We start from the raw sequence: 26339 nt of genomic DNA, 5'->3' as shown, positions 1-26339 counted from the left end.
GCGGACGGCAAAAGTACCCACCGCGGCGTGGCGGTAAGTGGCCAAAATACCGGTCAGAGCCACCTCGAACCGCTGGAGCATTGCCGCATGAGCCTCACGCCCGAGCGTCCTTCCGAGATCGTGCTGCAGTCGCCGCCGATGCTCCCGAAGAGCTCGTCCGGCGGGATGATGCAGCTGATGATGTTCCTGCCGATGATGCTCGGCATGGGCGCGATGTCGTTCGTCTACATCGGACGTGACGGCGGGGTGATGACCTACATCTTCGGCGCGCTGTTCATCTGCGCCATGGGCGGCATGGTCGTGATGTCGCTCGGCCGCGGCGGGATGGCGAAGAAAGCGCAGATCAACGACGAGCGCCGCGACTACCAGCGGTACCTGTCCGGGCTGCGCGCCCAGGTCCGCGACATCGCCGACGGGCAGCGCGCGGCCATGGTCGCCGTCCAGCCCGACCCGGCCGACCTGTGGGCCTACGTCGAATCCGGGAAGCTGTGGGACCGCCGGCCCGCCGACTCCCAGTTCGCGCAGGTGCGCGCGGGCACCGGGCCGCAGCGGCTGGCGACGCCGTTGAAGGCGCCGCAGACGGTGCCGCTGGAGGACCTGGACCCGGTGTCCTCCACCAGCCTCAAGCACTTCATCCGCACCTACTCGACGGTCGACGGCCTGCCGGTGGCGTTGTCGCTGCGGTCGTTCGCCGCGGTGACCGTGGCCGGGCGGCGCCCGGACGTGCTCGGGCTGACCCGGGCGCTGCTGTGCCAGCTCGTCACCTTCCACTCCCCCGGCGACCTGCGGGTCGCGATCTGCGTGTCCCCGGACCGGCAGCACGACTGGGAATGGGCGAAGTGGCTGCCGCACGCGACCGCGGCGGGCGCGACCGACGCCGTCGGCTCCCGGCGCCTGGCCGCGGACTCGGCGGCGGGGCTGGCCGAGCTGCTCGGCGCGGACCTCGGCGAGCGCCCGGCGTTCAGCCGCCGCGCGGCGAGCCAGCTCGACCTCCCGCACCTCGTCGTGGTCGTCGACGGCGGCAACGCGCACGGCGAACCCCGCCTGATCGGCGAGGACGGCCGGCTCGGCGTCACCGTGCTCGAGGTCGGGCAGGAGCACCCGCGGACGTACTCGACCGAGCGGCTGCTGAGCCTGCACACCGCGCCCGAGTCGCTCGGCATGGTCGTCGGCGACGCCACCGAGCAGCGGCTCGGGTTCCTCGGCCGCCCGGACGTCCTCGACCGCGGCGCGGCCGAAGCGCTGGCGAGGATGCTGACGCCGCTGCACACCCCGGCCGCCGTCGTCGGCGAGAAGCCGATGTCGGCGACGTTCGGGCTGTCCGGCCTGCTCGGCATCGGCGACCCGCGCGACACCGACACCACCGTGACGTGGGCACCGCGCGCGGCCCGCGACCGGCTGCGGATCCCGCTGGGCGTCAACCCGGACGGCCGCCCGGTGGAGCTGGACCTCAAGGAGTCGGCCGAAGGCGGGATGGGCCCGCACGGCCTGGTCATCGGCGCGACCGGGTCGGGCAAGAGCGAGCTGCTGCGAACGCTGGTGACGGCGCTGGCGGTGATGCACTCGTCGGAGACGCTGAACCTGGCGCTGATCGACTTCAAGGGCGGCGCGACCTTCGCCGGGATGACCGGCCTGCCGCACACCTGCGCGGTCATCACGAACCTGTCCGACGACCTCGCGCTCGTCGACCGCATGGCCGACGCCCTGAACGGCGAACTGCTGCGGCGCCAGGAACTGCTGCACGCGGCCGGGAACTACGCGTCGGTGCGGGACTACGAGAAGGCGCGCGCGGACGGCGTCCCGCTGGACCCGCTGCCGTCGCTGCTGGTGATCATCGACGAGTTCAGCGAGCTGCTGTCCGCCCGGCCGGAGTTCATCGACCTGTTCGTCGCGATCGGCCGGCTCGGGCGGTCACTGGGCATCCACCTGCTGCTGGCGTCGCAACGGCTGGAGGAAGGCCGGCTGCGCGGGCTGGACTCGCACCTGTCGTACCGGGTCGGGCTGCGGACGTTCTCCGCCGCGGAAAGCCGCGCGGTGCTGGGTGTCGCCGACGCCTACCACCTGCCGCCGGTGCCGGGGTCGGCGTACCTGAAGGCCGACACCGACACGCTGATCCGGCTCAAGGCCGCCTACGTCTCCGGGGAACTGCCGCCGCGCAGCACGGTCGTGCGCGAAGACGGCCAGGAGCTCGGCGTGCTGCCGTTTTCCCTGGCCCCGGTGGAGATCCCGGTGACGACCGAGATCGAGGAGGCCCCCAAGGCCGACGGCACCGGCGAGACGATCATCCACGCGATGCTGTCCCGGCTGGAGGGCCGCGGCCCGGCCGCGCACCAGATCTGGCTGCCGCCGCTGGCCGAGCCGCCGACGCTGGACCAGCTGCTGCCGCCGCTCGGCGAAGACGCCGCACGCGGCCTGTGCCCGCTCGGCTGGGGCGGCAACGGCAAGCTGACGATCCCGGTCGCGCTGGTGGACAAGCCGTTCGAGCAGCGTCGCGACCTGCACTGGGCCGACTTCTCCGGCGCGGGCGGGCACGCGCTCATCGTCGGCGCGCCGCAGAGCGGGAAGTCGACGCTGATGAAGGACATCGCGGGCATGCTCGCGCTGACCCACACCCCGGCCGAGGTGCAGCTGTTCGTGCTGGACATGGGTGGTGGCGCGCTGGCGCCGATCGCCGGGCTGCCGCACGTGTCAGGCTACGCGACCCGCCGCGACGCGCAGCGCTGCCGCCGCGTGGTCGCCGAGCTGACGACGTTGCTGGAGCAGCGCGAGGAGTTCTTCGCCGCCAACGGGATCGAGTCGATCACGACGTTCCGGCAGCGGCGTTCGGAGTTCACCGAGAGCACCGACGGCCGCGAGTTCGGCGACGTCTTCCTGCTCGTGGACAACTGGACCACGATCCGCCAGGAGTACGAGCAGCTGGAGGAGCAGATCACCGGCCTGGCCGCCCGCGGCCTCGGCTTCGGCATCCACGTGATCGTCTCGCTCAACCAGTGGATCGGCGTCCGCGCGCAGCTGCGCGACGCGATCGGCACCCGCTTCGAGCTGCGCCTGGGCGACCCGATGGACTCGTCGATCGACCGCAAGGTGGCGGTCAACGTCCCGGCCGACCGCCCGGGCCGCGGCATCACGGCGGAGAAGCTCCACTTCCTGGCGGCGCTGCCGCGCATCGACTCGGACCAGCGCCCGGAGACGATCGGCGCGGGCGGCGTCGACCTGACGCGGCGGATTTCGGAAGCGTGGAAGGGCCCGCGCGCCCCGCAGGTCCGGCTGCTGCCGCCCGAGGTGCCGTTGGACGGGTTGCCGAAGGCGCCTTCGCGTCAGGTCACGCTGGGCATCGCGGAGTCGACGCTGCGCCCGGTGTACCTGGACTTCGCGGCGGACCCGCACTTCGTGGCGTTCGGCGACGTCGAATCGGGCAAGAGTTCGCTGCTGCGGGCGATCGCGCAGGGCATCACGTCGGCCTACACCCCGGAGGAAGCGGCGATCATCGTCGCGGACTACCGCCGCGGCCTGCTGGGCGCGGTGTCCGAGCCGCACCTGCTGGGCTACGCGGGCGCGGAAGGCAAGCTGACCGACCTGATCGGCGAGTGCGCGACGGCGATGCGGAACCGGTTGCCGGGCCCGTCGGTGACACCGGAGCAGCTGCGCAACCGCTCGTGGTGGCGCGGCCCGGAGCTGTTCGTGCTGGTGGACGACTACGAGCTGGTGGCGACGGTGGGGCGGAACCCGTTGCAGCCGCTGCTGGAGTTCCTGCCCCAGGCCCGCGACATCGGCCTGCACGTGATCATCGTGCGCGGTTCCGGTGGCGCCGGGCGCGCGCTGTTCGAGCCGGTCCTGCAGCGGCTGCGGGAGCTGGGTTCGCCGGGTCTGATCATGTCGGGGACGAAGGACGAGGGCGCGTTGCTGGCGGACGTGAAGCCGTCACCGCAGCCACCGGGCCGGGGCACGCTGGTGTCGCGGCGGCACGGGACGGGGCTGGTGCAGGTGGCGTGGACGAAGCCGGCGGAGAGCTGATTCACCGCGCGGGCGCGGTCTTCTCCATGGCGAAGCGGTAGTAGCAGACCGCGAGGTGCTTGCCCTTGTTCCAGCTGTCCGCGGTCGGCGTCACGACCTGGACGCGCACGTCCGGCAGCCGCCGGGCGTCGGCCTCGCAGCGGGCCAGGGAGCGCTGGTAGACGTCGAGGATGTCGGGCATCGGGCCTGACTTGGCTCAAATTAGTGCGCACCGCGGTCGTGGATGCGGGTGAGGGCATCGCGGAGGTCGTCGGGTAGCGGGTCGACGGCGGTGAGGGTGTGCTCGCCGACCTGGATGTTGATGGTGCGGTAGCGGCGGGTGGTGCGCACGAACTTCTTGATCGACCGGCCGGTGGTCTGCTCGATCCACCTGCTGACGGCCAGGGCGGCGAACACGACCGTCAGGTGCGCGTCGATCGACTCGCGCTTGTGGTGGTAGATCGGCCGCGCACGTAGGTCGTGTTTAGACATTCGGAACGACTTCTCGATGTGGAACAGTCGGTGGTAGGCGTCGATCACGAACTCGGCGGTGACGTCCGGGAGGTTGGTGACGTAGCCTTTGAGGCCGGCAAGGGCGCGTGCCTTGGCTTCCAGGGTCCGGTTGACACTCTTGGTGGCGCCGGTGAGCTGGATGAACCGGTTGCGTTTGACCGCGGTCTTGCCGGCGACGGCCTGCTCGGCCTTGGCGACCTGTTCGTCGATGCCGTGCAGGGTGCGCCGAGCCCGGTCCGCCCGGTACTGGTAGTAGATGATCTGGTCGCGGCGCTGGTCCTTGGGGCCGGCAGGCCAGGGCTGGGTGAAGATGTGCCCGTCGGGGATCTGCTCATCCGGGTGCTCGTGGCGCCACGCCTGGACCACGTACGGCACGTCGGGTATCCGCGCGCCGAGGATGAACGACAACCCCGCGGCCTCGATGGCCTGCTGGTTGGCCGCAGAGATCACGCCAGCGTCGGCCACGACCGTGACATCAGCCAGCTGGTGGGCATCCATGAACGCACGGATGGTCGGCAGCATCGTAGTGGTCTCGCCCCGGTTGCCCTCGAACGCGTTAACCATCAACGGAAACCCGCTTGCGTCGGTGAGCAGCCCGATCGTGATCTGCGGCTCCAGGCGGCGTTCTTTGGAGAACCCGGGCTCACGGAACCCGTCCCCGGCATGGTCTCGAAGTACAAGGTGGACACACCGTAGAGAACCAGTGACGCCGGCCCCAGATCAGCGGTGCGGGCGCACGCCGCGGCCAACTTCTGCCGCCAGGACTCTTTCGCGAACGCGGGCAGACGCCGCTTGAGGGTCGCGTACGCCGGCGGGTCGAAACCTGCCTCCTCGACCACCCGCAGACTGTCCAGCTTGCCGGTCGGCTCGACGATCCGTGCCGGCACCAGTAAGCGGCCCACCACCAGCACCACTGCCGGCCTGCAACGCCGCGAAGTCCGGGCCAAAGTCGAGCTCGGGCTTGCCCCACAGCCAGACGCTGCCTCGCCACCGCCTTGAGCGCCTCCAACGCCGCATCGTCATGCGCCGAGCCGATGTGCTCGATGTCCCGCGACCCGCGACGCGAGGAGTGCACGATCTGCACCGCCCTGGCCCCCGACGCCGTCTTCACCGTGCGCACATACGCCACGAGAGACAGCCTAGAACCGGCCGCTTAGTGCGCACCCTACCCAAGATCGGCGATCTTGAGCCAAAGTCAGGTAAGGTGACGGAATGGTCATGCGGGTGGCGGTTCCCGTGCTGCCGTGCCGAGATGTGCAGGCAGCGCGGTCGTACTTCACGGACGCGCTCGGATTCGACACCATATTCACCTGGGAGACCCCACCCAGCTACGCGGCCGTGATCCGCGACACCGCCGAGTTCCACCTGTACGCCGAAAGCAGCGTCGGCCCGGCCAGGGTGACGGTTGTCGTCGACGACGTCGATTCCTGCCACGACGAGCTGCGCGCCCGCGGCGCCGACATCGTCGAGCCACCGGCTGACCGGCCCTACGGGATGCGCGACTTCAACGTACGGACACCCGATGGGCACTTGTTGATCTTTAGCCAGCCGCTTACCGAGTACGGGTGACCATCAGCGGACCAGCCGGAAGAATGACCGGACCTCGTCGACGAACAACGCCGGCTGCTCGAACGCCGCGAAGTGGCCGCCCTTGCCGGGCTCGTTCCAGTACCGGATGTTCGGGAACCGGCGCTCCGCCCACCGCCGAGACGGGCGCTGCAGCTCCTTGGGGAAGACCGAACAGCCGGTGGGTACGGTCACCGGCGCGCCGGCCGACCCGGAGATCCATTCGTTGACCTGCCGGAGGCTTTCCCAGTACAGCCGGGCGGATGAGGCACCGGTGCCGGACAGCCAGTAGAGCATCAGGTTGTCGGGCAGCTCATCCCGGGTAATAACCCGATGCAGGTCGCCACCGGAGTCGGTCCACGACCAGAACTTCTCGACGATCCAGGCGCAGAGGGCGGCCGGCGAGTCGACCAGCCCGTAGCCGACCGTCCGCGGCCGGGTCGACTGCCGCGCCGAGTATCCGCCAGCCCCATTCGTCCGCCTCCCGCAGTGTCGCGAGCGCCGCCCGCTCGGCACCGGTGAGGTCGTCCGACGTGGCCGGATCGGGCGGTGCGAGCGGCGGCATGAGATGGCTGCCGGCGACCCGATCGGGTTGCCGTTGACCGATGCTCGTGGCGATGCTGGCGCCCCAGTCGCTGCCCTGGGCGCCGAACCGCCGGTAGCCGAGCCGGGCCATCAGCTCGCACCACGCGTCGGACATCCGCTCGATCCCCCACCCCGGCGCGGCCGGCTTGTCGCTGAAGCCGTAACCGGGAAGCGATGGGCAGACCCCTGGAACCGGCCGCTCAGTGCGCAGATTTTCGCCGTTCACACGACGAAACCGCAGCTCAACAGCCAGCACCCTACCCAAGATCAGCGATCTTGAGCCAAGTCAGGGTAGACGTCGAGGATGTCGGGCATCGGGCTCGCCGAGTGGAAGCACCTCGAACGCCTCACCGGTGTGCCCCTCGGTGCACGACCGCCGCAGGACATCGGAGGCCCCGGACGCGGGCGGCGCCCAGAAGCAATCCCCGGCGGCGAGGTCGAACCCGTGCACGGCGCCCGCGGGCAGCCGGTCCTGGCTCGCTCGCTGCTGCCACCAGGCGGTCCCGGTGCTGATCCGGTACCCGAGGAACCCCATCCACCCGGCGAAGGCGACCATCCCGCAGATCACGAGGACCACCCCCCGCCGCCGCTGCTTCCGGATCCGCACCACGGCGACGACGGCGAAGACCGGGGCGAGCAGACCACCGATCAGCCCGGAGACGAGGGTGGCGACGGCGTACCGGCTGATCGGCTGATCGGCTGACGGCGGAGTTCGTTCTTCGTGAGCTCGTCGAAGAGCTCAGGATCGTGCTGTGGCGCTGCCATGGTTCCCCCTCGTGCGCGAACGCGAGGAGACTTTACTTCCCGGCTCCCGGCGACCGGCGGCCCCTCACCCGCGCGCCAGCCACCCCTCGACGATCGCATCCCACCGCTCGTTGATCACCGAGGGCTCCGCGTTGGGCGTCCAATCCGGCGCGAAGTAGGCCAGCATCTCCCGCGACTCGGTGAAGGAGATCCCCGCTTCCTGCTGGAGCATCGCCACCAGCTGAAATCCGCCGAGGTCCCCTCCCGCACGTGCCTTCAGGTGGTCGAGGAGCTCCAGGAAGGGAGTCTTCTCCGCCACGAGCACGCGCAGCTCGGGTCCGTCAGTCGACACAGGCACTCCCTCACGGCCTCGAAAACGTCGGTGCGACATCGGTGTACGCGCCGAAACTGCCCACCAGCTTACTTCGGTCCACCGTGACCTTGGTCAAACCGTACTTGGCACACATGTGACCGGTGAACGTGTTGGCCGCGGCGTCTTCGTACGACATGCCGTTCCGCAGATTCGCGTTGAACGCGTCGAGGTTCGTCGGCATCTTGGTCACCCACTTCGCGTCGAACTGGCGCACGTTCTCCGCACCGAAATGGTTCATGACGTCCGCGAACATCTGGCCACCACGAGGCGAATACGCGTCGCCTTCGATGATCATCGTGAGCACGCCGTCGTTGACCTCCGCGATGATGCCCGATTTCTGTTCGGGGCCGTACACCCGGAAGTACGGCTCGCATCCGGATGAATTGGTGTTGTGCACCAGAACGGGTACGTCGCCCGCGAGCACGTAGTACGTGTGCACCGCGTTGACGCTCAGGTTGAACGTCCTGGTGGCGCCGGGATGACGGTGGTCGGCCACGACGGTGGCCCGGCCGCCGCCCGCGGCTTCGAGCGACTGCCCGGGCCGCAGACTCGCCGCCTGGGTCCATTCGTGCGTCGTGGCGTTCCAGTAGAGGTGCTTCGCGGTCGATTCGATCGACTGCGGGCCGCCGCTGGTGCCGACCGTGAGCGTGGTGAAGTCGTGATCGTCATCGGTGACGTGCACAGCTTCGACGAGGTGCGATCCCGGCGCCGAACCGGGGTCGGCGCCGGCCACGTGGTCGCCGACTGCGATGTCCTCGATCGGTTCGGCGCGTCCGTCGGCCATCAGTACCCGGGTGCCCGCCGCGAAGCTGTTGCCGGTGCACAACGGGAAGCGGTCCTTGTACTCCCGCGCGATCCGGGCCAGCTCGGCGCTTTGGAGATCCGCCTGGATCGCCATTTCCGTCACCTTGCCGAGTTCGGCCGAGACTTCGGTGGCGGCGGCGTTGAACAGCCCGTCCCCGCGGGCCAGCGCCTCCGCCATCATCGCCGAAAGCTCCCGGGCCCCGGTCAGCCCGAGTTCCGTTTCGGCGTTGCCGAGGAACGAGGCCAGATCGCATTCGGGGCACATCAGCGCGAGCAGACCCGCGAGCACGAGGCCGGTCACCGACTGCCCGAGCTCCGAATCGCCGTACGGCGCGGGACCGGGCATGAACTCGGCGTTGAGCAGGTTGCGGGGGTCGAGGCAGTTGGCCAGTTCGACGGTGCCGGGGTCGTTCAGCTGACGGCACAGCTGCTGCAGGTGCCCGAGAATCCGCTGCTGGTCGGCCGGAGTACCGCTGAACAGCTTGATGCAGTCGTCGGTGTTCAGCGACTGCGCCACCCAGGCGGCCCGGTTGTTGCAGTCCCACGTCCGCTGGTTGATCGCGTTCTGCTTCTCCAGCTTGGCTTTGTCGGCGACGCCCTGCCAAGCCTCCTTCGCCAGCGCGACAGCCTCTTGCGCGCTCTTGCCCGCGTCGATCGCGGCGCCGTAGGCGATGTTGGCCGAGACGGCCGCATCCGATGCGTAACCGGCGGCGTCGTACGCCGACTGCTGCGCCCAAGCCGCCGAAGCACTCGCCTTGTCCGCGGAGATCGCCGCGGACTTCGCGGCCGCCGCCGCCGTGTTCGCCGACGCCTGAGCCTGCTGCGCCGACTCGGCGGCCCGGTTGGCCGCGTCCCGCGCCTGGTTCGCGCAGGTCGTGGCTTGGGCCGCCGCGGCCGACGCCTGATCGGCGTAGTTCTGCGCCTCCTGCGCCGCGTTGCGCGCGCGGGCGGCCGCGGCCTGAGCGTCGTTCGCGTCGTGCGTCGCGGTCGCGGCGGCCGTCGCGGCCTGGGCGAGCAGGGCGTCGATCGCCGCGTTGTGCGTGGCGGTGTTCTGGTCCCGCCGGGCGGCGGTGAACTGGCCGACCGTCAGGAACTCGTGGCGCAACGTCGGCGGCCCGTCGATCGCCGCCTGCGCCGCCGCCGCGACCTCGCGGGCACCCGCCGCCTTCGCCGCCGACATGACCTGGTTGACCTTGAGGTCCTCGTCGGTGTTCAGCGCGGTGTACTGCCCGGTCTCCAGGAACGCGCGCAGGGCCTGATCGGTGTTCTGGTCCAGCGCCCGCTGCGCCTGCTGCACCACGACCGTCCGGCCCGCCGTACGTGCCGCGGCCATGATCTGGTTGACCAGCAGCGAATCGTCGGTGAAGCGGCCCGGGTAGTCGCGGCTGCGCAGGAAGTCCCGGACGGCGGTGTCCGAACCGGCCAGCGCGGTCGCCGCCGCGGCCTTGAACCCGTCGGTGCCCGCCTCGCTCAGGTCGGCGAGGACGACGCGGTCGTCCTGTCCCGCGGCGGCCGCGAGACCGGTGGTGACGAAGTCGACGACCTGGTCGTCCGAACCGGCCAGCGCGGCGGTCGACGCGGCCTGCGTCCACGGGCCTCCCGTGACGGCGAGGTCGAGCGCGACCTTGCGCGCGTCGGCCAGCACCGTGGCGCGGGCAGTCCCGGCCGCCTGCGCTTCGGCGATCAGGCGGCTCGTCTCCGAACTCCAGGTGCTCGCCTGGTCCACGTCCCGCCGCGGCGGGATCACGCGGTTCGCGTACTCGTCCAGCGCCGCCTTCGCCGCGTCGTCGGCCTGCTGGCCGGCCAGCGTGATGCGGTCGTCGTCCGCTTTGCGCGCGTCCTGGGCGATCCGGGTGGCCTGGTTGGACGCGGTGACGGCCGCGGTCGCCGCGGCGGTCGCGGCGTTCGCGTGCTGGGTCGCTTGTTCCGCCGCGTTCGCGGCGTTGCCCGCGTGTGCGGCGGCGTCCAGCGCCGCCACTTCCGCGTTGTGCGCGTCCGTAGCGGCGGCGTCGGCGGCCGTAGCGGCCTCGCCCGCGGCCTGGGACGCCTGGTGCGCCCACGCCTGGGACGCGTTCGCGGCCGCGGCCGCGCGGTCGGCCTGCACGCGGGCTCGCGCCGCGGCGGCCTTGGCCTGCCGCGCGTCCGCGCCGGCGGCCGCGGAGCTGTTGGCCGCGTCCGTCGCGGCATCGGCCGCGATGCGGGACTGCGCGGCCGCGTCCTTGGCCAGGCCGCCCGCGGTTTCCGCTTGCTGCGAAACGGTCTTCGCGCTCAGGGCCGCATCCCGCGCCGCCGCCGCGCTCAAGGACGCGTCGTGGGCGATTTGAGCGGCCTCGCGGGCGGCCGCGGCCTTGTCCCGGTCACCGACCGCCAGCGCCGCCGCGTCGTACGCCCGGGAAGCCGCCCGCCCGGCCTGAGAGGCCGCGGTAGCGGCGCGCGATGCGGCGACCGCGGCGGTGTGCGCCGCGTTGGACGCCGCGTTCGCCGCGCCGACCGCCTGCCGCGCGGTCGCCGCGGCCTGGTCGGCGGCATAAGCCGCCCGTGCCGCCGCGGCGGCGGCCTGCTCGACGTGCCCCTGTGCGGCAGCCGCCGCGTCCTTCGCGGCCTGAGCCGCCTTCTGCGCCGCGGCCGCCTCGGTCACCGCGAGGTCGGACTGTCGCTTCGCCACGTCGGTTTCGCTCGCGGCTTGCACCGACGCGGCTTTCGCCGTCGCGGTCAGCTGCGCGATCGAGTCCGTCTCCGCGTCGCGCGCCTGGGCCACGGGCAGATCGACGGCCAGGAACTGGTTGAGCGCGTCGACGGTGTTGGCGTCCAGCGCCTGCTGCGCGACCTTCTTCACCTCCGGCCCGCCGGCCGCCATGATCTGGTTGACCTTGAGGTCCTGGTCGATCCGGAACGGCACCTGCCAGCCGCTGTTCAAGAACGCCCGCAGCGCGTCTTCCGCGTTGGCGTCGAGGGCCTGCTGCGCGGCCTTCCTGACCTGCGGTCCTCCTGCGGCCATCACCTGGTTGACGCGCAGGTCGAGATCGGTGCCGTGGGGGGTGATCCAGCCGGTGTCGAGGAAGGTCGTCAGCGCGGCGTCGCTGTTGGCGTCCAGTGCCTGCTGGGCCGCGTTCCTCGTCGCCGGGCCACCGTTCGCCATCAGCTGGTTGACCTGGACGTCCAGGTCGATGGACGTGTCGACGTCCTTCTGCGTGGTGAGGAAGCGGGTGATGTCGGCATCGGTCCCGGCCAGCGCGGCCGCGGCGTCGCGCTTGGTCGCCGGGCCGCCGAACTGCCAGAGCCGCAGGACTTCCGCGCGGTCGCTGCCGGGTGAGGTGGCCGCCGTCGCGGCCGCGGCGGCTCGCGGCGCGGCCTGGGCTTGCGGAACGGTGGACACGCCACCGGCCAGGGATACGGTCAGAACCGTGACCAGGGCAGCACGAAATCGCCGTCTCGCCGCACGCATTGTGGATTTCCCCCCTGTTTGACCCTCACAAACGAGGCCACCGGCCCCATTCGCCCACCGGGACATTAACCACGGGAAGGAATCTCATCAACGGCCAAATGGTCGTGATCGACATCACAACGACCTTCCTGACCTCGATGCCTTAGCCTCACGACGCCGCACTTGCCGGCAAAGGAATGTCGGCTTTGGGGTGAAAGTCGGCTTGAACAATCAACGAGGGGGAATCATGCGCGCGCTGAACCGGACAATTCTGGTTATCGCGGTCGCAGGCATCGCGGGAACGGCCGGGGTGCTCACGGCACAGGGGTCCGAAATCGCGGCGAGCGATCAGCCGCCGTCGCTGGTCGAGGACTACAGCTACCCCGGTGCGGCGGCGATCCTCGCCACCGACCACGTCCAGCTCATCAGCGGTGACGGGCACATCGTGTACGCGCCTTGCCCCACCGGGCAGGACACCGTCGGCGTGATCCAGGTGAAGACGACCGAAGCGATCGGCCAGACGCTCAACGGCCGCGTCTGCTTCAAGGTTCTGGGCACGGGCGGTGAGCTGACCATGAAGATCCCCGCCGTGTACTCGATCCGCGCCGACGGGCTGTCCGCGGGACAGGGGCACAAGCTCAAGGCGTCGCTGACCACCGACGCCGGGGTGCACTCGAGCGTCGACGTGCCGTCCGACGGCACCACGCAGGTCGGCGTGGGCGCGGACCCGAACGGCGACCCGACGACGCTGCTGGAGCTGGTCGCCACGGCACCCTGATCACCGTCGGCGAGTTTCCGACTTCGGTAGGTACCCGGGAACCTCCCACGAACTTACGTTTGTGCTCGTCGCCCGGTTTCGGGGCCGACATCCGGATCACCTGGCCGAAGGGCATTTTCATGCGAATGTCGAGGGCTGTTGCCGCGGTGGGTGCTGCCGCCGCGGCGCTGAGCATGGTCTCAGCGGGGGTTGCGGACGCCCAGCAGGACATCATCGGCGGGAGCACCGTCTCCTCCGCGCCGTGGGGCGCCCAGATCTACTGGAACAACGTCACCACCTACGGCGGGTTCGAGTGCTCGGGCACGATCATCGCCCCGCAGTGGGTGCTCACCGCGCGGCACTGCCTGAACTCGCCGGGCATGCACGTCAAGGTCGGCAACGTGACGCTCCAGCAGGGCACGAACGCCAACGTCGACCAGCAGAAGGCGTCGCCGAACGGGGACATCGCCCTGCTGCACCTGACGACGGCGGTCACCACGACGTACATGAAGCTCGGCACGGGCAACCCGCCGACCGGGGCCACCAACCAGATCTACGGCTGGGGCCGCACGCAGGGCAGCAGCCCGCCCTCGAGCACGCTCAAGACCGCCAACGTCCGCGTCACCGGCACCAGCACGGACGCGTTCGGCGGCACCGCGATCGCCAGCCAGGGCATCGACGGCTCGGCGTGGCACGGCGACTCGGGCGGACCGCAGCTCTCCAACGGCGCCCAGGTCGGGGTGTGCTCCACGGGCAACAACTCCGGTTCGAACCCGCAGGGCACGCAGAACTACGCGAGCATCGCGTCGAGCCGCAGCTGGATCCGCACCACGGCCGGCGTCTGACCCGCCCGTGCCGGCCTCACCGCCCGGGAGGCCGGCACGCGGCATACTCGACCCATGGAGTTCCGCACGCGGGTGCTGCTCGGCGGCAAGACCGCGACCGGCCTGCCGGTACCCGACGACGTCGTCGAAGCGCTCGGTGCCGGCAAGAAGCCCGCGGTCACGGTGACGCTCGGCGGGCACACCTACCGCACGACGGTCGCGAGCCGCGGCGGGCAGTTCCTGGTGCCGCTCAGCGCGGAGAACCGCGAGAAGGCCGGGGTCGCCGCCGGGGACGACGTCGTGGTGGCGATCGCCCTCGACACCGCCCCGCGCGAGCTGGCGGTCCCGCCGGACCTCGCGGCGGCGCTGGCGGCGGACGACACCGCGCGAGCGCGGTTCGAAAGCCTTTCCTACAGTGCGAAGCAGCGGTTCGTGCTGCCGATCGGCCAGGCGAAGACCGAGGAGACCCGGCAGCGGCGGGTCGCCAAGGTGATCACGGACCTGCGCGCCGGGAAGTGATGGACGCGCGCACGGTGCTCCGCGTGCTGGCCGCCGTGGCTCCGAACGAGGTGTGGCTCGCGGGCGGCTGGGGCATCGACGCGCTCCTCGGGCGGCAGACCCGCGACCACGGCGACCTCGACCTGCTGCACCGCTCGGAGCAGGAACCGGCCGTCCGGCGAGCGCTCGGAACCCTGGGCTACCACGAGACCCTCGACCTCCGCCCGGTCCGGTTCGTGCTCTCCGACGGCGCGACCGAACTCGACCTGCACCCGCTCGTCTTCGCCGAAAACGGCTCAGCCACCCAGAAAGCCGACGGCGAAGGCGCGGTCTTCCGCTACCCCGCGGACTGCTTCGTCACCGGGTCGGTCGACGGCGTCGAAGTGCCGTGCATCTCGGCCGCCCAGCAGATCTTCTTCCACCAGGGGTACGCACCGCGGCCGCGGGACCTCGCGGACATGCGCCACCTCCGTGAGGCCTTCGGCGCCGACACCCACTTCTAGTCCACAACGGACCTTCGCAGCGCGGCCTTGTCCGGTTTTCCCGACGGCGCGACGGGAACCGCGCCCACGAAGCTGAACCGCGCCGGCACCGCGGCCTCCCCCAGCTCGGCCGCCACCCCCTTGCGGACCTCCGCCAGGTCCGGCTCCCGCCCCGGCACCGGGACCACGAAGGCGTGCGCCGCTTCGCCCGTCAGCGCGTCCGGGACCGCCACCACGTACGCCTGGTCGACGTCCGGGTGCGCCGCGATCGCCCGCTCGATCGGGCCGGCGTAGTGGATGATCGCGTTCACGATCACCACGTCCCGCGCCCGGCCCGAAAGGTGGAGGTACCCCGCCGAATCCAGGTGCCCGAGGTCCTGCGTGCGCACCCAGCCGTCGCGCAGCACCGACGCCGTCGTCTCGGGATCCCGCCAATAGCCGGAAAACGCCGACGGGGTGCGCACCCAGATCTCGTCCCGGACGTCGATCTGCACCGTGTCGCACGGCTTCCCGACCGACCCGAGGCCTTCGTCGGCCCGGCAGATCGTCAGCATCCCGGTCTCGGTCTGCCCGTACGCGTGGTGCATCGCGGGCCCGATCCGCTCGGCCGCCTCGGCCAGTTTGTGCTGCGGCATCGGCGATCCCGCGACGATCAGCGCCCGCAACGCGCTCAGGTCGACGGCCGTGCCGCGCAGGTCGTCGAGGATCCGGTGCAGCCTGGGCACCGTCGTCAGGGCCGCGGTGATCCCCAGCCGCGGGAGCACGCCGGGGAAGTCCGGCAGCCCTTCCGGGATCACCGCGGTGCCACCGGACAGCAGCGAAACCCCGAGCTGCTCGACCATCACCGCGCTGGCCAGGGAACCGAACAGCAGGTACCGCCCGAAGCACGCGCCCAGCCGTTCGTGGGCCGTGCCGGGCAGCGGCGGCCGCCAGACGCGGCCCTCGGTCAGGGCGCGGTAGCTGTAGGCCACGCCCTTCGGGAGGCCGGTGCTGCCGCTGGTGAACACGACCGTCGCGATGTCCTCGAGCCGTCCGCCCGGTGCCGGCTCCTCGTACGCGGCCAGCAGGGCGGACCCGATCCGCAGCACCGGCACGCCGGCGTCCACCGGCTCCACCGAGCCGTCCACGACCACCGCCGAGACGTCGGCGAGGACGTGCCGCAGCTGCGCCTCCGGCAGCCCGGCCCGCACGGCGACCGCGCGGGCGCCGAGCACGTGCACCGCGATCAGCGCGGCGAACCCCTCCGCGGTGACGGCGGTGGCGAGGCCGACGCCGTCGCCGGCGCCGAGCCCGGCCGCCCGCAGGCCCGCGGTGAACCGGCCGATCAGCTCCCGCAGCTCGCCGCGCGACGTGACGCGGGAGCCGTGTTCGAACGCGGGAACCTCCGGGGCGCGCTCCAGCTCGTCCAGCAGAGCCTGCGGGTGGACCATCTCGACCGCCTTTCGCCCGGGGGTCCCGGTCTACCGGGCGGATCTCAGAATTTCGGCAGAAGGCCGCACGGCCACGGCCGCCGCCCCCGCGACCGCCACCACCAAGGCGAAGGCCGCGGCCAGGGTCCAGAAGTCCGGGTGGACGATCGACTGGCCGCGCTGGGCCTGCCAGGTGAGCAGGACAAGCAGGCCCGCGTAGCCCGCGCCGGCGACCCGGACGAGCCGGCGCCGGACGACGTCGGCCGAGAGCACCGGGTACCGGCGGGCCAGGAACAGCAGTCCGAACGCGATCAGCGGCAGCACCTGCAGGCCGTGGATGCCGGCGAAGTGCGGGATGCGCAGGTCCCCGCCCGCGGTGCTCCAGCCGAGCACCGGCAGCCCGGGCCCGCCGTCCTCGACGCCGACGGAGTGGGCGCCGAACGTCGAGGGCTTGCCACCCGCGTCGAGCACGGCCTGCTGGGCCGGCGACGGCGAGAACATCAGCATCGCGATCCCCATCCCGGCCAGGGCCAGGCCGGTCCCCCAGCGCAACGCCGAGGTCAGCGCCCGGTCCGGCAGGCGCTGGACCAGCAGCAGGACGACCACGGCGGCGGTCATCAGCCACGCCGCGTAGGCGCCGCCCGCCACGACGTTGTTGATCGCGACGTCGGCCGGCGTCGCCTTGTTGAAGTGCAACGTGGTGCCGCGGAAGATCAGCTGCACCACGATCAGCCCGACGTCCAGGCCGATGCCGGCGGCGAACACCGTGCCGAACCACCAGCCCGCGCGTGCGCCGCGGCGCACGTGGGTGAGCAGCCAGGCCAGCGTCAGCGCGTACAGCCCGACCGAGACCGAGAACTTGAGCGGCTTGAGCCAGACCGGCGCATTGACCAGCGTGCGATCATCGAAGCACAGGCCGAGCAGCGACGCCGCGCACAGCACCCCCATCACCCCGGCGAGCACCACCAGCGGGCGGTGCCACGCCCGGAGCGTGACCAGCGGATTTCCCTTGTCTGCCATGGCACACAGCCTGGCGCCGGGCCGGCCGCCGGGCACTGGAGCGCGCCCCCGGGAAAAGGTGGGGCGGGCCCCACCGCGGCCCTGTGGGTATAAGTGCCGTCACCGCGACCGGCAGTTGTGCCGTTTGACCACACTGGCCTCTTTTCTAGCGTGACTTTCACACCGCGCGGACCACCGCGCCAGGGGAATTCGCTTCAGGAAGGAGGTGGCCCGTCGATGTCCAGTCCGGGATTCCAGGCAGATTCCGCTGCCATGACGCGCGCCGTCCAGGGTTTCGAGGAAACCGCGACGAACGCCAAGTCCACGATGGCCAGCTTGGAGTCCGAGCTGACCGAGGCGCTGCGCAACTACAAGGGTGACCAGGCCGTGGCGTTCTGGGACCTCCAGCGGCGACTGCAGGAGAAGATGACCGTGGCCGTGAAGGAGCTCGACACCATGTCGCAGCTCGTCCACACCAGCCACCAGAACTACGGCCGCGGCGACGCCGACGTCCACCAGAGCTTCCAGGGGGTCGGCAACACCCTCGAGGGCTCGGGCGTGATCCCCCGCCTCAACCCCTGACCCGAGAGGACGCCCACCATGGCCGACGTCGTCGAAATCAATTTCGCCGCGCTGCAGCACAGCTCGGCATCCCTGGCCGCCAAGGCCAAGGCGCTCACCTCGCAGCTGGAGCAGCTGCACCAGAACCTGCAGCCGATCACCGCGACCTGGTACGCCTCCGGCAGCTCCGCCGGTGACGCGGCCCGCCAGTCGGAGACCCGGCTGCGCCAGGCCACCGCGGACATCGTCGCCATCATCGCGCAGTTCGGCGGCAAGGTCGGCGAGGCCCACGACCTCCAGCAGTCGCTGGAGAACCGCAACCAGGGGCTGTTCGCGGGCTGATCCGCGCCCAGACGTCGGTCGGCCGGTGCGGGAAACCCCCCGCTCGCACCGGCCGACCGGCTTTCCCCATGTCCGCAAGTCGCGCCCAGAGAGCCGGGACCGATGCCAGACCAGTCGTACTACGTCCACCTGGAATCGCTGAAGGACTTCGTGCGGGAGCTGGAAACCCAGATCCACGCGATGTCGAAACCGAACGACTTCCTGCTCACCCTCGGCGCGGAGCCGCTGTTGTTCGGCGAGTTCGGCGAAGCCGGGTCGCTGGCCGACGCGCACCGCGCGGCCGTCTCGGAGATGCAGGGCTTGCTCGACCAGGTCCGCAGCGCGATCGGCTTCGCGCAGGACGTGACCACCACGGTCGCCGACGGCTACCAGAACGCCGACCAGGCGGTGGCCGGGGACCTGCACCACTCGGGTGCGGTCACCAACCTGCTCGACCCGGTGCTCGGGCTGCTGGGCCTCGGTGACTCGGACGGGAGCCGCAAGGGATGACGAAGAACACCGCGCACACGAACTTCGCCGCGTTCAGCCACCAGCAGCTCTACGCGATGCTCCAGGCCGGCGACCCGAACAGCGCGCGCCACGCCGCCGACAAGTGGAAGTCCGCCGCGCTGCACCTGCACGAGCAGGCCCACAACCTCAACTCGGAGCTGACCGAGTTCAAGGACCAGTGGACCGGCGGCGCGGCCGACCAGTACCAGCACATGATCGTCGACCTCGCGAACGGCATCTCCAAGGTGGCGCAGACCGCCGAGGCGATGAACGTGATGCTCGGCGACGCCGCCGACGCGCTGGTGAAGGCCAAGAAGGAGATGCCGCCGCCGGTTTCGGTGCCGGACGTCTCCCCCGCCGACGTCGCGCTCGCGGTCAACCCGCCGCTGCTGCCGCCGGACGCTTCCCCCACCGTCGTCCAGGCCGCCGCGCAGCAGCGCCAGCAGGCCATCGCGAACGTCGAGGCCCAGCAGTCCGCGGCCAACGCCGCCGGGTCGGCGCACGGCAAGGCGATCGTCGTCATGACCGAACTGGCCGGGGAGTACACCGTGGCCGAAGAGTCGATCCCGGCGTCGCCGAACGCCGCCCAGGTGCCCACGGCCCCGCCCGCCGGTGGCGGTGCCGGGAGCACGGGTTCGCCCGGGCTCGTCGGCAACGGCGTGACCGACCCCGGCGTCGTCGTCACCCCCGGCGATGGGCACCCGCTGCCCTCGACCGGCACGCCGCAGCAGCCGGGCACGACCGTGCCGACGTCGAACCCGCTGTTCGGCGACATGTTCACCGCCGGGCTCGCCGCGGCGTCGGCCGCCGCGTTCGGCCGGTTCGGCTCGATCATGCCCAAGGTGCCGTCCTGGGCCACCGGCAAGGACCCGAAGGACAACAAGGACCAGCCGCCCGGCACCAAGCTCGGCGGCGGCGGGGCCGGCGTCGAGGGCGGCGCCGGGGGCGGCATCCCGATCGGCGGCGGTGACGCGCCCTCGATCGGCGGCGGCATCCCCGGCGGGGCCGGCATCGGCGGGGGCGGCGACGCCCCGGCCGCGCACTCCGGCCTGGCCGGCGACGGCGGCTCGGGCAACGCGCTCAGCGGTCTCGCCGGCGGCGCGGCCGGCGCGGTGGGCGCGGCGGCGGCCAAGAGCGCGATGCCGATGATGCCCATGATGCCGATGGGCATGGGCGGTGGCGGCGACATGGGCTCCGGACGCCGGATCCCGGCGTGGCTGGTCGAAACGGAGAACGTCTGGGGCCAGTCCGCCCCGGTCGCACCCCCGGTCATCGGCGAAGAGCCCGAAGCGTACTGAACCACTCTAGGAACGGAGGCGGGCCGTGACGGCTGCCGGCTATCGCGTCGCCCCGGCCCGCCTCGACACCGTGGCCGGCGAGTTCGGCTCGCGTGCGGACGCGCTGGGCACCGCGCAGCAGGCGGTGGCGGGGGAAAAGGTCCCCGCCGCCGCGTTCGGCCAGGTCAGCGAGTCCGCGGCCGCGGCCAAGACGTTCGAGAAGACGATGACGGAGCTGGGCGAGAAGCTCGGCGAGCACGTCACCCGCGCCCAGAAGCTCCAAAGTGGACTGATCGAGTCGGCCGCCGGCTACCGCCGCACCGACGCCCAGGTCGCCGCGATGTACCGGGCGCTGCTGCCCGAAGACCCGCTGCCGAAGGCCGGGAACCCCGCCGGCATCGGGGGGTCCGCCGACACCGGCGCGTGGGCGCACGCGATCGAGGAGAACCGCACCAAGGTCTCCGACGCGCTGACGGCCGAACGCGCCAAGCTGGCCGGGCTGACCGACGCCGACGAAATCAAGCGCTCGCAGGCGCGGATCAAGCTCTACGAAGACATCCTCGCGAACAACCGGCAGATCCTGAAGTTCGACCCGGCGGGCAACGGCCGGATCGCCGAGCTGGTCGGGCACGTCGAGCCCGGGACGCGGAACGTCGGGTTGTTCGTCCCCGGCGTCAACACGCAGATGTCCAACTTCGACGCCTACGCCGGGCTCGGGCGCAGCCTGGTGGCCGCGGACCCGACCGGGCGCACCGCGATGGTCGTCTGGGCCGACGGGGTGTTCCCGCAGAACCCGGTCGTGCAGGGCCCGGACGCGAGCTACGCGCAGACGATGGCCCCCGACCTCAAGAACTTCACCGACGACCTGCGCGGCGAGATCGCGAGCCACGCGGGCTCCGACGTCACGCTGACCGCGATCGGGCACAGCTACGGCGGCGCCACGGTCGGCCTGGCCGAGACGCACGGCCTCGACGTCGACCGCGTCCTGCACGTCGAGTCGGCGGGCATGGGCCACGGCGTGTGGTCGCCGTCGGACCTGCCGGCGAGCCAGGCGGGCGTCCAGCGCTACTCGATGACGGCGCCGCTCGACCCGATCGAGATCGCCCAGGGCAACGCGTGGGGCCTGGAGTGGACCGGCATCGGCCACGGCGCGGACCCGGACACCTTCCCCGGCGTCACCGAGCTGGAGACCGGCCGGGACGCCGAGGGCGGCCAGCTGTGGGGCCTGTCGTCGCACAGTGACGTGCTGAAGCCGGGTTCGGAGTCGTGGACGAACATCTACCGCGTGATCACCAGCGGCCCGGTCACCCCGAACGGCACCTTCGACCCGAATGGCATCCTCGAACACGGCGTCGAGTTCCTGAACGACGGAGGGGTGCTGCGATGAGCCCGGAACTGGACCGGCTGGCCGTCGAGCTGACCGACGTGATCGACAGCGTCGCGGAGGTGTTCGGCGACGGCGCGGACCGGACGGTGGACGGCGAGCTGGACTGCGACCCGACCCGGCCGGGGCAGCTGCTGTGCTGGCAGTACGGCGTCCGGCTCGAACACCCCGGCGAGCCGGAACGCCGCCTGGCCGAGGTCGTCCTGCCCACGCTGGCCGAGCGCGGCTGGCAGGCGCACGACCGGAGCACCCCGCGCGAGCTGATCGCCCGGTTCAGCCGCGACGGCGCGGACTTCACGGTCCACGTGGCGCGCGCGAGCCACGCGGTGGCGATCATCGGCTCGACCCGCCCGGTCCCCGCCTGAGGCCCGGTCCCACCCACCGGCATTCCGGCGACGGCGCCATTTATTTCCATTGTGCTCGATCTTGGGCTTCGCATTGTCAGGATTTGCCGTTCCCAGAACACTGGCACCGATGTGTCACTCGGGCGGGCGAAGCTGACCTCGGATTTCCCAGCGGAGCCAGGGAATCCTTGCGGAATCCGAAATTCGGCCGCGGCCGGCCGCGCTCGTCCCGAACTGTTCGCATCGGCTGACGCACCACCCTCCGCCCAGCCGCGGGGAAGGCGAATTCCGACAGGTGAACGGTGGGAAAGGACGGACGAATCGTGACTATTTCGGACCTGGGCCCGGCAGCCGAACGGGCCTGGTTGAAGATCGGCACCCGGGAGTTCCGCTCGCGGGTCGTCGTCGGCATCGAGCAGTACGACTCGGTCCCGCTCGTGCGCGACGTGCTCACCGCCGCCGGCGCCGACGTGTTCATCACGACGGTGGACCCGGACAACCGCCGGTCGAGCCTGCTCCTGATGGACCTCGAGAACGAACTGCCGCTCGACCGGTTCACCTGGATCGGCACGACGTCGTTCGCCCGGTCGAAGGAAAGCGCGCTGCGGAGCGCGCGCATCCTGCGCGACTCGCTGGGGATCGACATCCTCAAGCTGGACGTGCGCGGCGAAGACAACGTGCCCGACAACGCGGGCACCGTGGAAGCCGCCCGCGAACTGCGGGCCGAGGGCATGGAACTGCTGCCGTTCATCCTGCCCGACGTGAAGACGGCGAAAGAGCTCGAACAGGCCGGGTGCGCGGCGCTGCGGGTGATGGCGGCGCCGGTGGCCTCGGGCCGGGGCATCGTCGATCCCCGCCCGATCGAAGCCGTGATCGGCCAGGTGGGGATCCCGGTGATCGTCGAAGGCGGTATCGGCAGCGCCCGGCACGTCGCACAGGCGATGGAGCTGGGCGCGGCGGCCACGCTGGTGAACACGGCGCTCGTGCGTGCCAGGGAACCGCTGAAGATGGCCGCGGCCATGCGGCAGGCGGCGCTGGCCGGGCTGCTGTCGTACGAGTCCGGCCCGATGTCCGAACTGGCTGCCTGAAGCGTGGCCGGGGGAAGGAGCGAAGAGGTGTCGTCCGGAGCCCCGGTGCGCCCGCACCGGCCGGCCGGTCCCCCGCCGTCCGCCCGTTCGATCGTCCCGGACCTGGTGGCGGTCGCGACCGCGGTCGGCAGCACCGGCCTGGCCGCGGGCGGGACGGCGGGGCCGCTGGTGGCCACGGCGATGACCGGTTCGGCGGCGCTGGCCGGCGTCCCGGTCGCGATGAACCTGGCGGGTCAGGCGGGGGCGGCGCTCGTGCTGTCCCGGCTGGCCGCGCTCGGCCGGCGCGGACCGGGCCTGGCGCTCGGGTTCACCGCGGGCGCGGGCGGGGCCGCGCTGGTCGTCCTGGCCGCCGCGCTGGGCAGCTTTCCCCTGGTCCTGCTGGGCAGCGTGCTGCTCGGGGCGGCGAACGCGGCGGTCTTCCTGGCCCGGTACGCCGCGGCGGCCGCGGTGCCACCGGACCGCCGCGGCCGCGCCCTCGGCCGCGTCCTGTTCGCCACGGCCGCCGGCGCGGTCGCCAGCCCGATGCTGCTGAGCCCGGGCGGCGCGCTGGCGGCCGGCGCCGGCCTGCTCCGCCCGGCCGGGGCGTACCTGGTGGCGATCCTGGCGTTCGGCGCGGCCGCGCTGGCCTTCGGGGCGTTGTCGCGCTTCGGGGCGAGCGCGGTTTCGCTTTCTTCCGGCCGGCCGGAACCGGGTCCCGCGGGCGGGACGCTGAAGGCCTTGCGGTCTTCGCGGGCCCTGCCCGCGGTCGCCGCGCTCGCGGTGACGAACTTCGCGATGGTCGGCTTCATGACCGTGGCCCCGGTCCACCTCGACGTCGGCGGCGACGGGCTGACGGTCGTCGGGGTGGTGGTCGCCCTGCACGTGGTGTTCATGTTCTGCCCCTCGCTGGTCACCGGGGCCCTCGCCGACCGGTACCACCCCGGGTACCTCATCGCGGCCGGGGGCGTCGTGCTCGCGGCGGGCGGTCTGCTCGGGGTGCTGGCCGGCGGGCACGACCCCATGCTGATGACCGGCCACCTCGTCCTCATCGGCCTCGGCTGGAACGGCGGGGTGGTGGGCGGCAGCGCGCTGCTCGGGCGGACCGCGTCGCCGGAGCTGCGCACCCGTCTCGAAGGCATCGGCGAGGCGGCCATGGGCGTGGCGGCCGGGGTGGCCGCGCCGCTGGCCGGCCTCGTTTCGGTGCTCGGCGGCTACCAGGGCCTGGCCGCCACCCTCGCTGTCTTCTCCGCGGCCGGCCTGGCCGTCGTCTGCTCTCGCGTCCGGAGGCGCCTGACATGAGAATTCTGACCTGTAGCAACAGCTGCCCGCGCTGGGAAGCCGGGAAGATCTCCCCGCGGTCGCCGGGCGGCCTGGTGCCGATGGTGATCGCCCTGCTCGACCAGCACGGGGGCGACTGGATCTTCACCCTGCCGCCCGACCGGCCGGGCACCCCGGACACCGTGCGGATCGACGGCGGCGTCGTCCTGCACCCGATCGAACCCGGCGAAGAGCTGCGCCGGCAGCACTACGACGAGGTGTCGATCCGGCTGGTCCTCGGCCTGCTGCACTACCTGCACGACACGTCGGAGCAGCCGGTGTTCGACGACCGGATGTGGGCCGCCTGGTCCGGCTACGAGGAGGTGAACCGCCTCTACGCCAAGCGCCTCGCCGAAGTGTCCGGCGGCGGGGACGACGAGCTCGTCCTCCTCAACGACCCGCACCTGATGCTGGTCCCGGAGTTCTTCGCCGCGGAACGGCCGGGACGGCGGCGGCTGACCTACTTCCTCGGCACGCCGTGGTGCGAGCCGGACTACTTCTCCCTCATCCCGCGGCCGATCCGCGTGCGGCTGCTGACCAGCCTGCTGCGCTGCGACGTCGTCGGCTTCCACGCGTCCCGCTGGGCCGACGCGTTCCTGCGCTGCTGCGCCCGCGAGCTGCCCGGCGCGGTGGTCGACGGGCGGACGGTGCACCACGCCGGGCACCGCACCGAGCTCGTCGCGACGCCGTTCCCGCTCGACACCGGCACGATCGACAAGATGGTGGCGGAGCCGCCGATGGAGAAGTGGCGGGGCCGGCTGGCGCAGGCGGCGCAGGGACGGCGGATCATGCTGCGCGCCGACCGGCTGGACCTGTGGAAGAACCTGCCCCGCGGGTTCCGCGCCTACGAGATGCTCCTCGAACGCCGTCCGGAGCTGGCCGCGGAGTGCTGGTTCGCGGCGGTGGTGACCACCCCGAGCCGGGCGGCCGGGCGACACCTGGCGTACGCGGAAGCGACCGAGGAGATCGTGCGGCGGATCAACGCGCGGTTCGCCGTCGACGGCACCGAAGCGGTCTCCCTCGTCCGCCCGGCCGCCGACGACGACTCGCGCCACTGCGTGCTGGCGGGGCTGAGCATGAGCGACGCGGCGGTGGTCAACTCCACCTACGACGGCCTGAACCTGTTCGCCAAGGAAGCCGCGTACGTGTTGCCGGACCAGGCGTCGCTGCTGGTGTCGGAGAACGCCGGCGTGCTGGAGAACCTGAGCCGGTTCGCGGTCCCGATCGACCCGTTCGACCTGGCGGCGACCAGCGAGGCGATGGAGGCGGCGCTGACCGGCCCGGGGCCGTCGTCGCGGGCGGAGCGCCGCGCGATGCTGCGCGGCGAGACGGTGTCCGGCTGGCTCGAGGAGGTCTTCCGGCTCTGACCCGCTTCGCTGAACGGCCTACGGCGTGAAGCGGGACGCGCGCCAGCCGCGGCGGCGGCCCCGGCGGACGGCGGCGACCGCCACCCCGGCGGCCGCCGCCAGGGCGACGCCGGCCAGCGCGATCGTGCCCGCCGCGACGTTCGAAGGGTGCTGGGCCGGGGCCGCCGCCGGGACGACGTCGGGCTCGGTGGCCGCCGGGGCGACCGAGCCGGGCGGGGCGATGCCGGCGGGCAGCGTCGACGAGACCGCCGCGTAGGCGTCCAGCACGCCCCAGCCGAGCCGGGCGTCGTGGCCGCCGGAAGCCGGGCGGTGGGCCGTGAGCGTGAGGCGCGTGGCGACCTGGTCGCCGGTCAGGTCGGGGTGGTACGCCCGGACCAGTGCCGCGACTCCCGCGACGTACGCCGCCGCCAGGCCGGGGTCGGTGACCGGCCAGCGGTGCGCGATCGCGCCGCCCGCGCCGGCCGAGGTGCTGACCAGCTCCGCGCCCGGTGCCGCGACGCCGACGTAGTCCCCCGCCTCGGTCTGCACCGGCTCGCCCGCCGGGTTCACCGAGCCGACGGCCAGGACCCCGGACGTCGCCGTCGGGTAGGTGCGCGCGCCCTGCTGGGTCGCCGACGCCGCCGAGACGACCACCGCGCCTTCGGACCGCGCGCGCGAAACCGCGCCCGACAGCGCCGGGCTGTCGAACGCCGCCGGGACGGCGATCAGGATGACGCCCGCGTGCCGGTCGATCGCCGTGTCGATCGCGCCGGCCAGCGCGCCCGGGTCACCGCCGTCCTTCGCCGAGCTGTCGGTGTAGCGGATCGGCAGCAGGCGCGCGCCCGGCGCGACGCCGGCGAAGGTCGTCGACGGATCCGGTTGCGCGCCGACGATCCCGGCCGCGATCGTGCCGCGGCCGTCGCAGTCGGTGGACTCGGTACCGGCGCCGCCTTCGAGCTGGCCGGGCCGGAACTGGCCGTTCAGCCCGTCGACGCCGGTGCCGATGACGGCGACCAGCTGGCCGTCACCCCGGGTCAGCGGCCACAGCCGCGCCGGGTCGATCTGGCGCTGGCCCCACGGGACGGCGCCGGAATACGTGCCGGACGGGTTCGCGCACTGCGCTTCCGGGGCCGCGGCCGCCGCCACCGGCGAACCGACCGTCACCAGGCCCGCGACCGCGAGCGCCGCCGGTATCCGCACCCGAACCCCCGAACCGAAAGACGGTGGCGGAAAAGGACTTC

At 72.1% G+C, this 26339-nt stretch carries 24 protein-coding genes and 1 pseudogene; 16 read left to right on the top strand and 9 right to left on the bottom strand.

Translation table 11 applies throughout. From position 1 onward, the window contains the following. Positions 1–87: 87 nt before the first annotated feature. Complete coding sequence (eccCa, locus tag AB5J73_RS23870; protein ID WP_370972397.1) at positions 88–4014, top strand: type VII secretion protein EccCa; 3927 nt, start codon at positions 88–90, stop codon at positions 4012–4014. Position 4015: 1 nt separating this feature from the next. On the opposite strand, the gene AB5J73_RS23865 is transcribed toward eccCa, so the two are convergent. Continuing rightward, complete coding sequence (locus AB5J73_RS23865) at positions 4016–4195, bottom strand: hypothetical protein (protein WP_370972395.1); 180 nt, start codon at positions 4193–4195, stop codon at positions 4016–4018. 20 nt (positions 4196–4215) lie between these two features. Further along, positions 4216–5590 (bottom strand): annotated as a pseudogene (locus AB5J73_RS23860) (IS1634 family transposase). A 128-nt stretch (positions 5591–5718) separates the two neighbouring features. Between AB5J73_RS23860 and AB5J73_RS23855 the strand changes: the two are divergent. After that, positions 5719–6075, top strand: a complete 357-nt coding sequence (locus AB5J73_RS23855) for a VOC family protein (RefSeq protein ID WP_284742606.1) — start codon at positions 5719–5721, stop codon at positions 6073–6075. Positions 6076–6078: 3 nt separating this feature from the next. Here the strand turns inward: AB5J73_RS23855 and AB5J73_RS23850 are convergent, their stop codons facing one another. Continuing rightward, on the bottom strand, positions 6079–6369 hold the full coding sequence (locus AB5J73_RS23850; protein WP_370972393.1) for an alpha/beta fold hydrolase: 291 nt from the start codon (positions 6367–6369) through the stop codon (positions 6079–6081). Between the two features lie 16 nt (positions 6370–6385). Further along, positions 6386–6913, bottom strand: coding sequence for an alpha/beta fold hydrolase (locus tag AB5J73_RS23845; RefSeq protein WP_370972391.1), 528 nt, complete (start codon positions 6911–6913; stop codon positions 6386–6388). 109 nt (positions 6914–7022) lie between these two features. Here AB5J73_RS23845 and AB5J73_RS23840 point away from each other — a divergent pair, with 109 nt between their 5' ends. After that, complete coding sequence (locus AB5J73_RS23840; protein ID WP_370972389.1) at positions 7023–7352, top strand: hypothetical protein; 330 nt, start codon at positions 7023–7025, stop codon at positions 7350–7352. A gap of 134 nt (positions 7353–7486) precedes the next feature. On the opposite strand, the gene AB5J73_RS23835 is transcribed toward AB5J73_RS23840, so the two are convergent. Further along, complete coding sequence (locus tag AB5J73_RS23835; protein WP_370972387.1) at positions 7487–7753, bottom strand: hypothetical protein; 267 nt, start codon at positions 7751–7753, stop codon at positions 7487–7489. Positions 7754–7763: 10 nt separating this feature from the next. After that, a complete protein-coding gene (locus tag AB5J73_RS23830) occupies positions 7764–11954 on the bottom strand; it encodes a polymorphic toxin-type HINT domain-containing protein (protein WP_370972385.1) in 4191 nt (1396 codons plus the stop codon). Positions 11955–12312: 358 nt separating this feature from the next. On the opposite strand from AB5J73_RS23830, the gene AB5J73_RS23825 reads away from it, so the two are divergent. The 4 genes from AB5J73_RS23825 to AB5J73_RS23810 all read left to right on the top strand — a co-directional run bounded on the left by AB5J73_RS23825 (position 12313) and on the right by AB5J73_RS23810 (position 14584). Next, positions 12313–12780: a hypothetical protein gene (locus tag AB5J73_RS23825; RefSeq protein ID WP_370972383.1), complete on the top strand. Its 468-nt coding sequence runs from the start codon at positions 12313–12315 to the stop codon at positions 12778–12780. A 119-nt stretch (positions 12781–12899) separates the two neighbouring features. Next, positions 12900–13604, top strand: a complete 705-nt coding sequence (locus AB5J73_RS23820) for a trypsin-like serine protease (RefSeq protein ID WP_370972381.1) — start codon at positions 12900–12902, stop codon at positions 13602–13604. 54 nt (positions 13605–13658) lie between these two features. Continuing rightward, positions 13659–14102 carry a YdeI/OmpD-associated family protein gene (locus AB5J73_RS23815; RefSeq protein WP_370972380.1) on the top strand — a complete coding sequence of 148 codons (444 nt, stop codon included), beginning with the start codon at positions 13659–13661 and terminating at the stop codon, positions 14100–14102. Beyond that, positions 14102–14584 (top strand): nucleotidyltransferase domain-containing protein, encoded by a 483-nt coding sequence (locus AB5J73_RS23810; RefSeq protein WP_370972378.1) that lies wholly within the window; start codon positions 14102–14104, stop codon positions 14582–14584. The genes AB5J73_RS23815 and AB5J73_RS23810 overlap by 1 nt, the downstream gene beginning before the upstream one ends. On the opposite strand, the gene AB5J73_RS23805 is transcribed toward AB5J73_RS23810, so the two are convergent. Together AB5J73_RS23805 and AB5J73_RS23800 are read right to left on the bottom strand one after the other, a co-directional pair. Continuing rightward, positions 14581–15993, bottom strand: a complete 1413-nt coding sequence (locus tag AB5J73_RS23805; protein WP_370972376.1) for a class I adenylate-forming enzyme family protein — start codon at positions 15991–15993, stop codon at positions 14581–14583. The two genes, AB5J73_RS23810 and AB5J73_RS23805, sit on opposite strands and share 4 nt — an antisense overlap. Positions 15994–16023: 30 nt before the next feature. Then, entirely contained in the window at positions 16024–16992 is a 969-nt protein-coding gene (locus tag AB5J73_RS23800; protein WP_370972374.1) for a hypothetical protein, read from the bottom strand. A 216-nt stretch (positions 16993–17208) separates the two neighbouring features. Here AB5J73_RS23800 and AB5J73_RS23795 point away from each other — a divergent pair, with 216 nt between their 5' ends. The 9 genes from AB5J73_RS23795 to AB5J73_RS23755 all read left to right on the top strand — a co-directional run bounded on the left by AB5J73_RS23795 (position 17209) and on the right by AB5J73_RS23755 (position 25119). Then, entirely contained in the window at positions 17209–17553 is a 345-nt protein-coding gene (locus AB5J73_RS23795; RefSeq protein WP_155541946.1) for a WXG100 family type VII secretion target, read from the top strand. Positions 17554–17571: 18 nt separating this feature from the next. Continuing rightward, positions 17572–17874 (top strand): hypothetical protein, encoded by a 303-nt coding sequence (locus tag AB5J73_RS23790; RefSeq protein ID WP_020644701.1) that lies wholly within the window; start codon positions 17572–17574, stop codon positions 17872–17874. A 102-nt stretch (positions 17875–17976) separates the two neighbouring features. Beyond that, complete coding sequence (locus AB5J73_RS23785) at positions 17977–18363, top strand: hypothetical protein (RefSeq protein ID WP_086856674.1); 387 nt, start codon at positions 17977–17979, stop codon at positions 18361–18363. Further along, entirely contained in the window at positions 18360–19661 is a 1302-nt protein-coding gene (locus AB5J73_RS23780) for a WXG100 family type VII secretion target (RefSeq protein WP_370972371.1), read from the top strand. The genes AB5J73_RS23785 and AB5J73_RS23780 overlap by 4 nt, the downstream gene beginning before the upstream one ends. Positions 19662–19686: 25 nt before the next feature. Continuing rightward, positions 19687–21027, top strand: coding sequence for an alpha/beta hydrolase (locus AB5J73_RS23775; RefSeq protein WP_370972370.1), 1341 nt, complete (start codon positions 19687–19689; stop codon positions 21025–21027). Further along, positions 21024–21389, top strand: coding sequence for a hypothetical protein (locus AB5J73_RS23770; RefSeq protein ID WP_370972368.1), 366 nt, complete (start codon positions 21024–21026; stop codon positions 21387–21389). Before AB5J73_RS23775 ends, AB5J73_RS23770 begins: the two co-directional genes overlap by 4 nt. Positions 21390–21691: 302 nt before the next feature. Next, positions 21692–22456: a HisA/HisF-related TIM barrel protein gene (locus tag AB5J73_RS23765; protein WP_370972366.1), complete on the top strand. Its 765-nt coding sequence runs from the start codon at positions 21692–21694 to the stop codon at positions 22454–22456. 27 nt (positions 22457–22483) lie between these two features. Next, on the top strand, positions 22484–23734 hold the full coding sequence (locus tag AB5J73_RS23760; RefSeq protein WP_370972364.1) for an MFS transporter: 1251 nt from the start codon (positions 22484–22486) through the stop codon (positions 23732–23734). Continuing rightward, positions 23731–25119 (top strand): trehalose-6-phosphate synthase, encoded by a 1389-nt coding sequence (locus AB5J73_RS23755; protein WP_370972362.1) that lies wholly within the window; start codon positions 23731–23733, stop codon positions 25117–25119. The genes AB5J73_RS23760 and AB5J73_RS23755 overlap by 4 nt, the downstream gene beginning before the upstream one ends. A gap of 18 nt (positions 25120–25137) precedes the next feature. On the opposite strand, the gene AB5J73_RS23750 is transcribed toward AB5J73_RS23755, so the two are convergent. After that, the gene (locus AB5J73_RS23750) at positions 25138–26298 is read right to left on the bottom strand and encodes a S8 family serine peptidase (RefSeq protein WP_370972360.1); all 1161 of its coding nucleotides are present in this window, start codon (positions 26296–26298) and stop codon (positions 25138–25140) included. Positions 26299–26339 lie beyond the last annotated feature (41 nt).

The organism is Amycolatopsis sp. cg9, from assembly GCF_041346945.1.
Classification (GTDB): domain Bacteria; phylum Actinomycetota; class Actinomycetes; order Mycobacteriales; family Pseudonocardiaceae; genus Amycolatopsis.
This window is presented reverse-complemented; position numbering and strand designations above follow the sequence as displayed.

What these genes read in the sequence shown, in the direction of transcription:
- AB5J73_RS23785 (WP_086856674.1), top strand. Translation starts at nt 17,977, where the DNA reads ATGCCAGACCAGTCGTACTACGTCCACCTGGAATCGCTGAAGGACTTC.
- AB5J73_RS23865 (WP_370972395.1), bottom strand. Translation starts at nt 4,195, where the DNA reads ATGCCCGACATCCTCGACGTCTACCAGCGCTCCCTGGCCCGCTGCGAG.
- AB5J73_RS23805 (WP_370972376.1), bottom strand. Translation starts at nt 15,993, where the DNA reads ATGGTCCACCCGCAGGCTCTGCTGGACGAGCTGGAGCGCGCCCCGGAG.
- eccCa (WP_370972397.1), top strand. Translation starts at nt 88, where the DNA reads ATGAGCCTCACGCCCGAGCGTCCTTCCGAGATCGTGCTGCAGTCGCCG.
- AB5J73_RS23815 (WP_370972380.1), top strand. Translation starts at nt 13,659, where the DNA reads ATGGAGTTCCGCACGCGGGTGCTGCTCGGCGGCAAGACCGCGACCGGC.
- AB5J73_RS23820 (WP_370972381.1), top strand. Translation starts at nt 12,900, where the DNA reads ATGCGAATGTCGAGGGCTGTTGCCGCGGTGGGTGCTGCCGCCGCGGCG.
- AB5J73_RS23795 (WP_155541946.1), top strand. Translation starts at nt 17,209, where the DNA reads ATGTCCAGTCCGGGATTCCAGGCAGATTCCGCTGCCATGACGCGCGCC.
- AB5J73_RS23780 (WP_370972371.1), top strand. Translation starts at nt 18,360, where the DNA reads ATGACGAAGAACACCGCGCACACGAACTTCGCCGCGTTCAGCCACCAG.
- AB5J73_RS23810 (WP_370972378.1), top strand. Translation starts at nt 14,102, where the DNA reads ATGGACGCGCGCACGGTGCTCCGCGTGCTGGCCGCCGTGGCTCCGAAC.
- AB5J73_RS23790 (WP_020644701.1), top strand. Translation starts at nt 17,572, where the DNA reads ATGGCCGACGTCGTCGAAATCAATTTCGCCGCGCTGCAGCACAGCTCG.
- AB5J73_RS23855 (WP_284742606.1), top strand. Translation starts at nt 5,719, where the DNA reads ATGGTCATGCGGGTGGCGGTTCCCGTGCTGCCGTGCCGAGATGTGCAG.
- AB5J73_RS23755 (WP_370972362.1), top strand. Translation starts at nt 23,731, where the DNA reads ATGAGAATTCTGACCTGTAGCAACAGCTGCCCGCGCTGGGAAGCCGGG.
- AB5J73_RS23850 (WP_370972393.1), bottom strand. Translation starts at nt 6,369, where the DNA reads ATGCTCTACTGGCTGTCCGGCACCGGTGCCTCATCCGCCCGGCTGTAC.
- AB5J73_RS23800 (WP_370972374.1), bottom strand. Translation starts at nt 16,992, where the DNA reads ATGGCAGACAAGGGAAATCCGCTGGTCACGCTCCGGGCGTGGCACCGC.
- AB5J73_RS23770 (WP_370972368.1), top strand. Translation starts at nt 21,024, where the DNA reads ATGAGCCCGGAACTGGACCGGCTGGCCGTCGAGCTGACCGACGTGATC.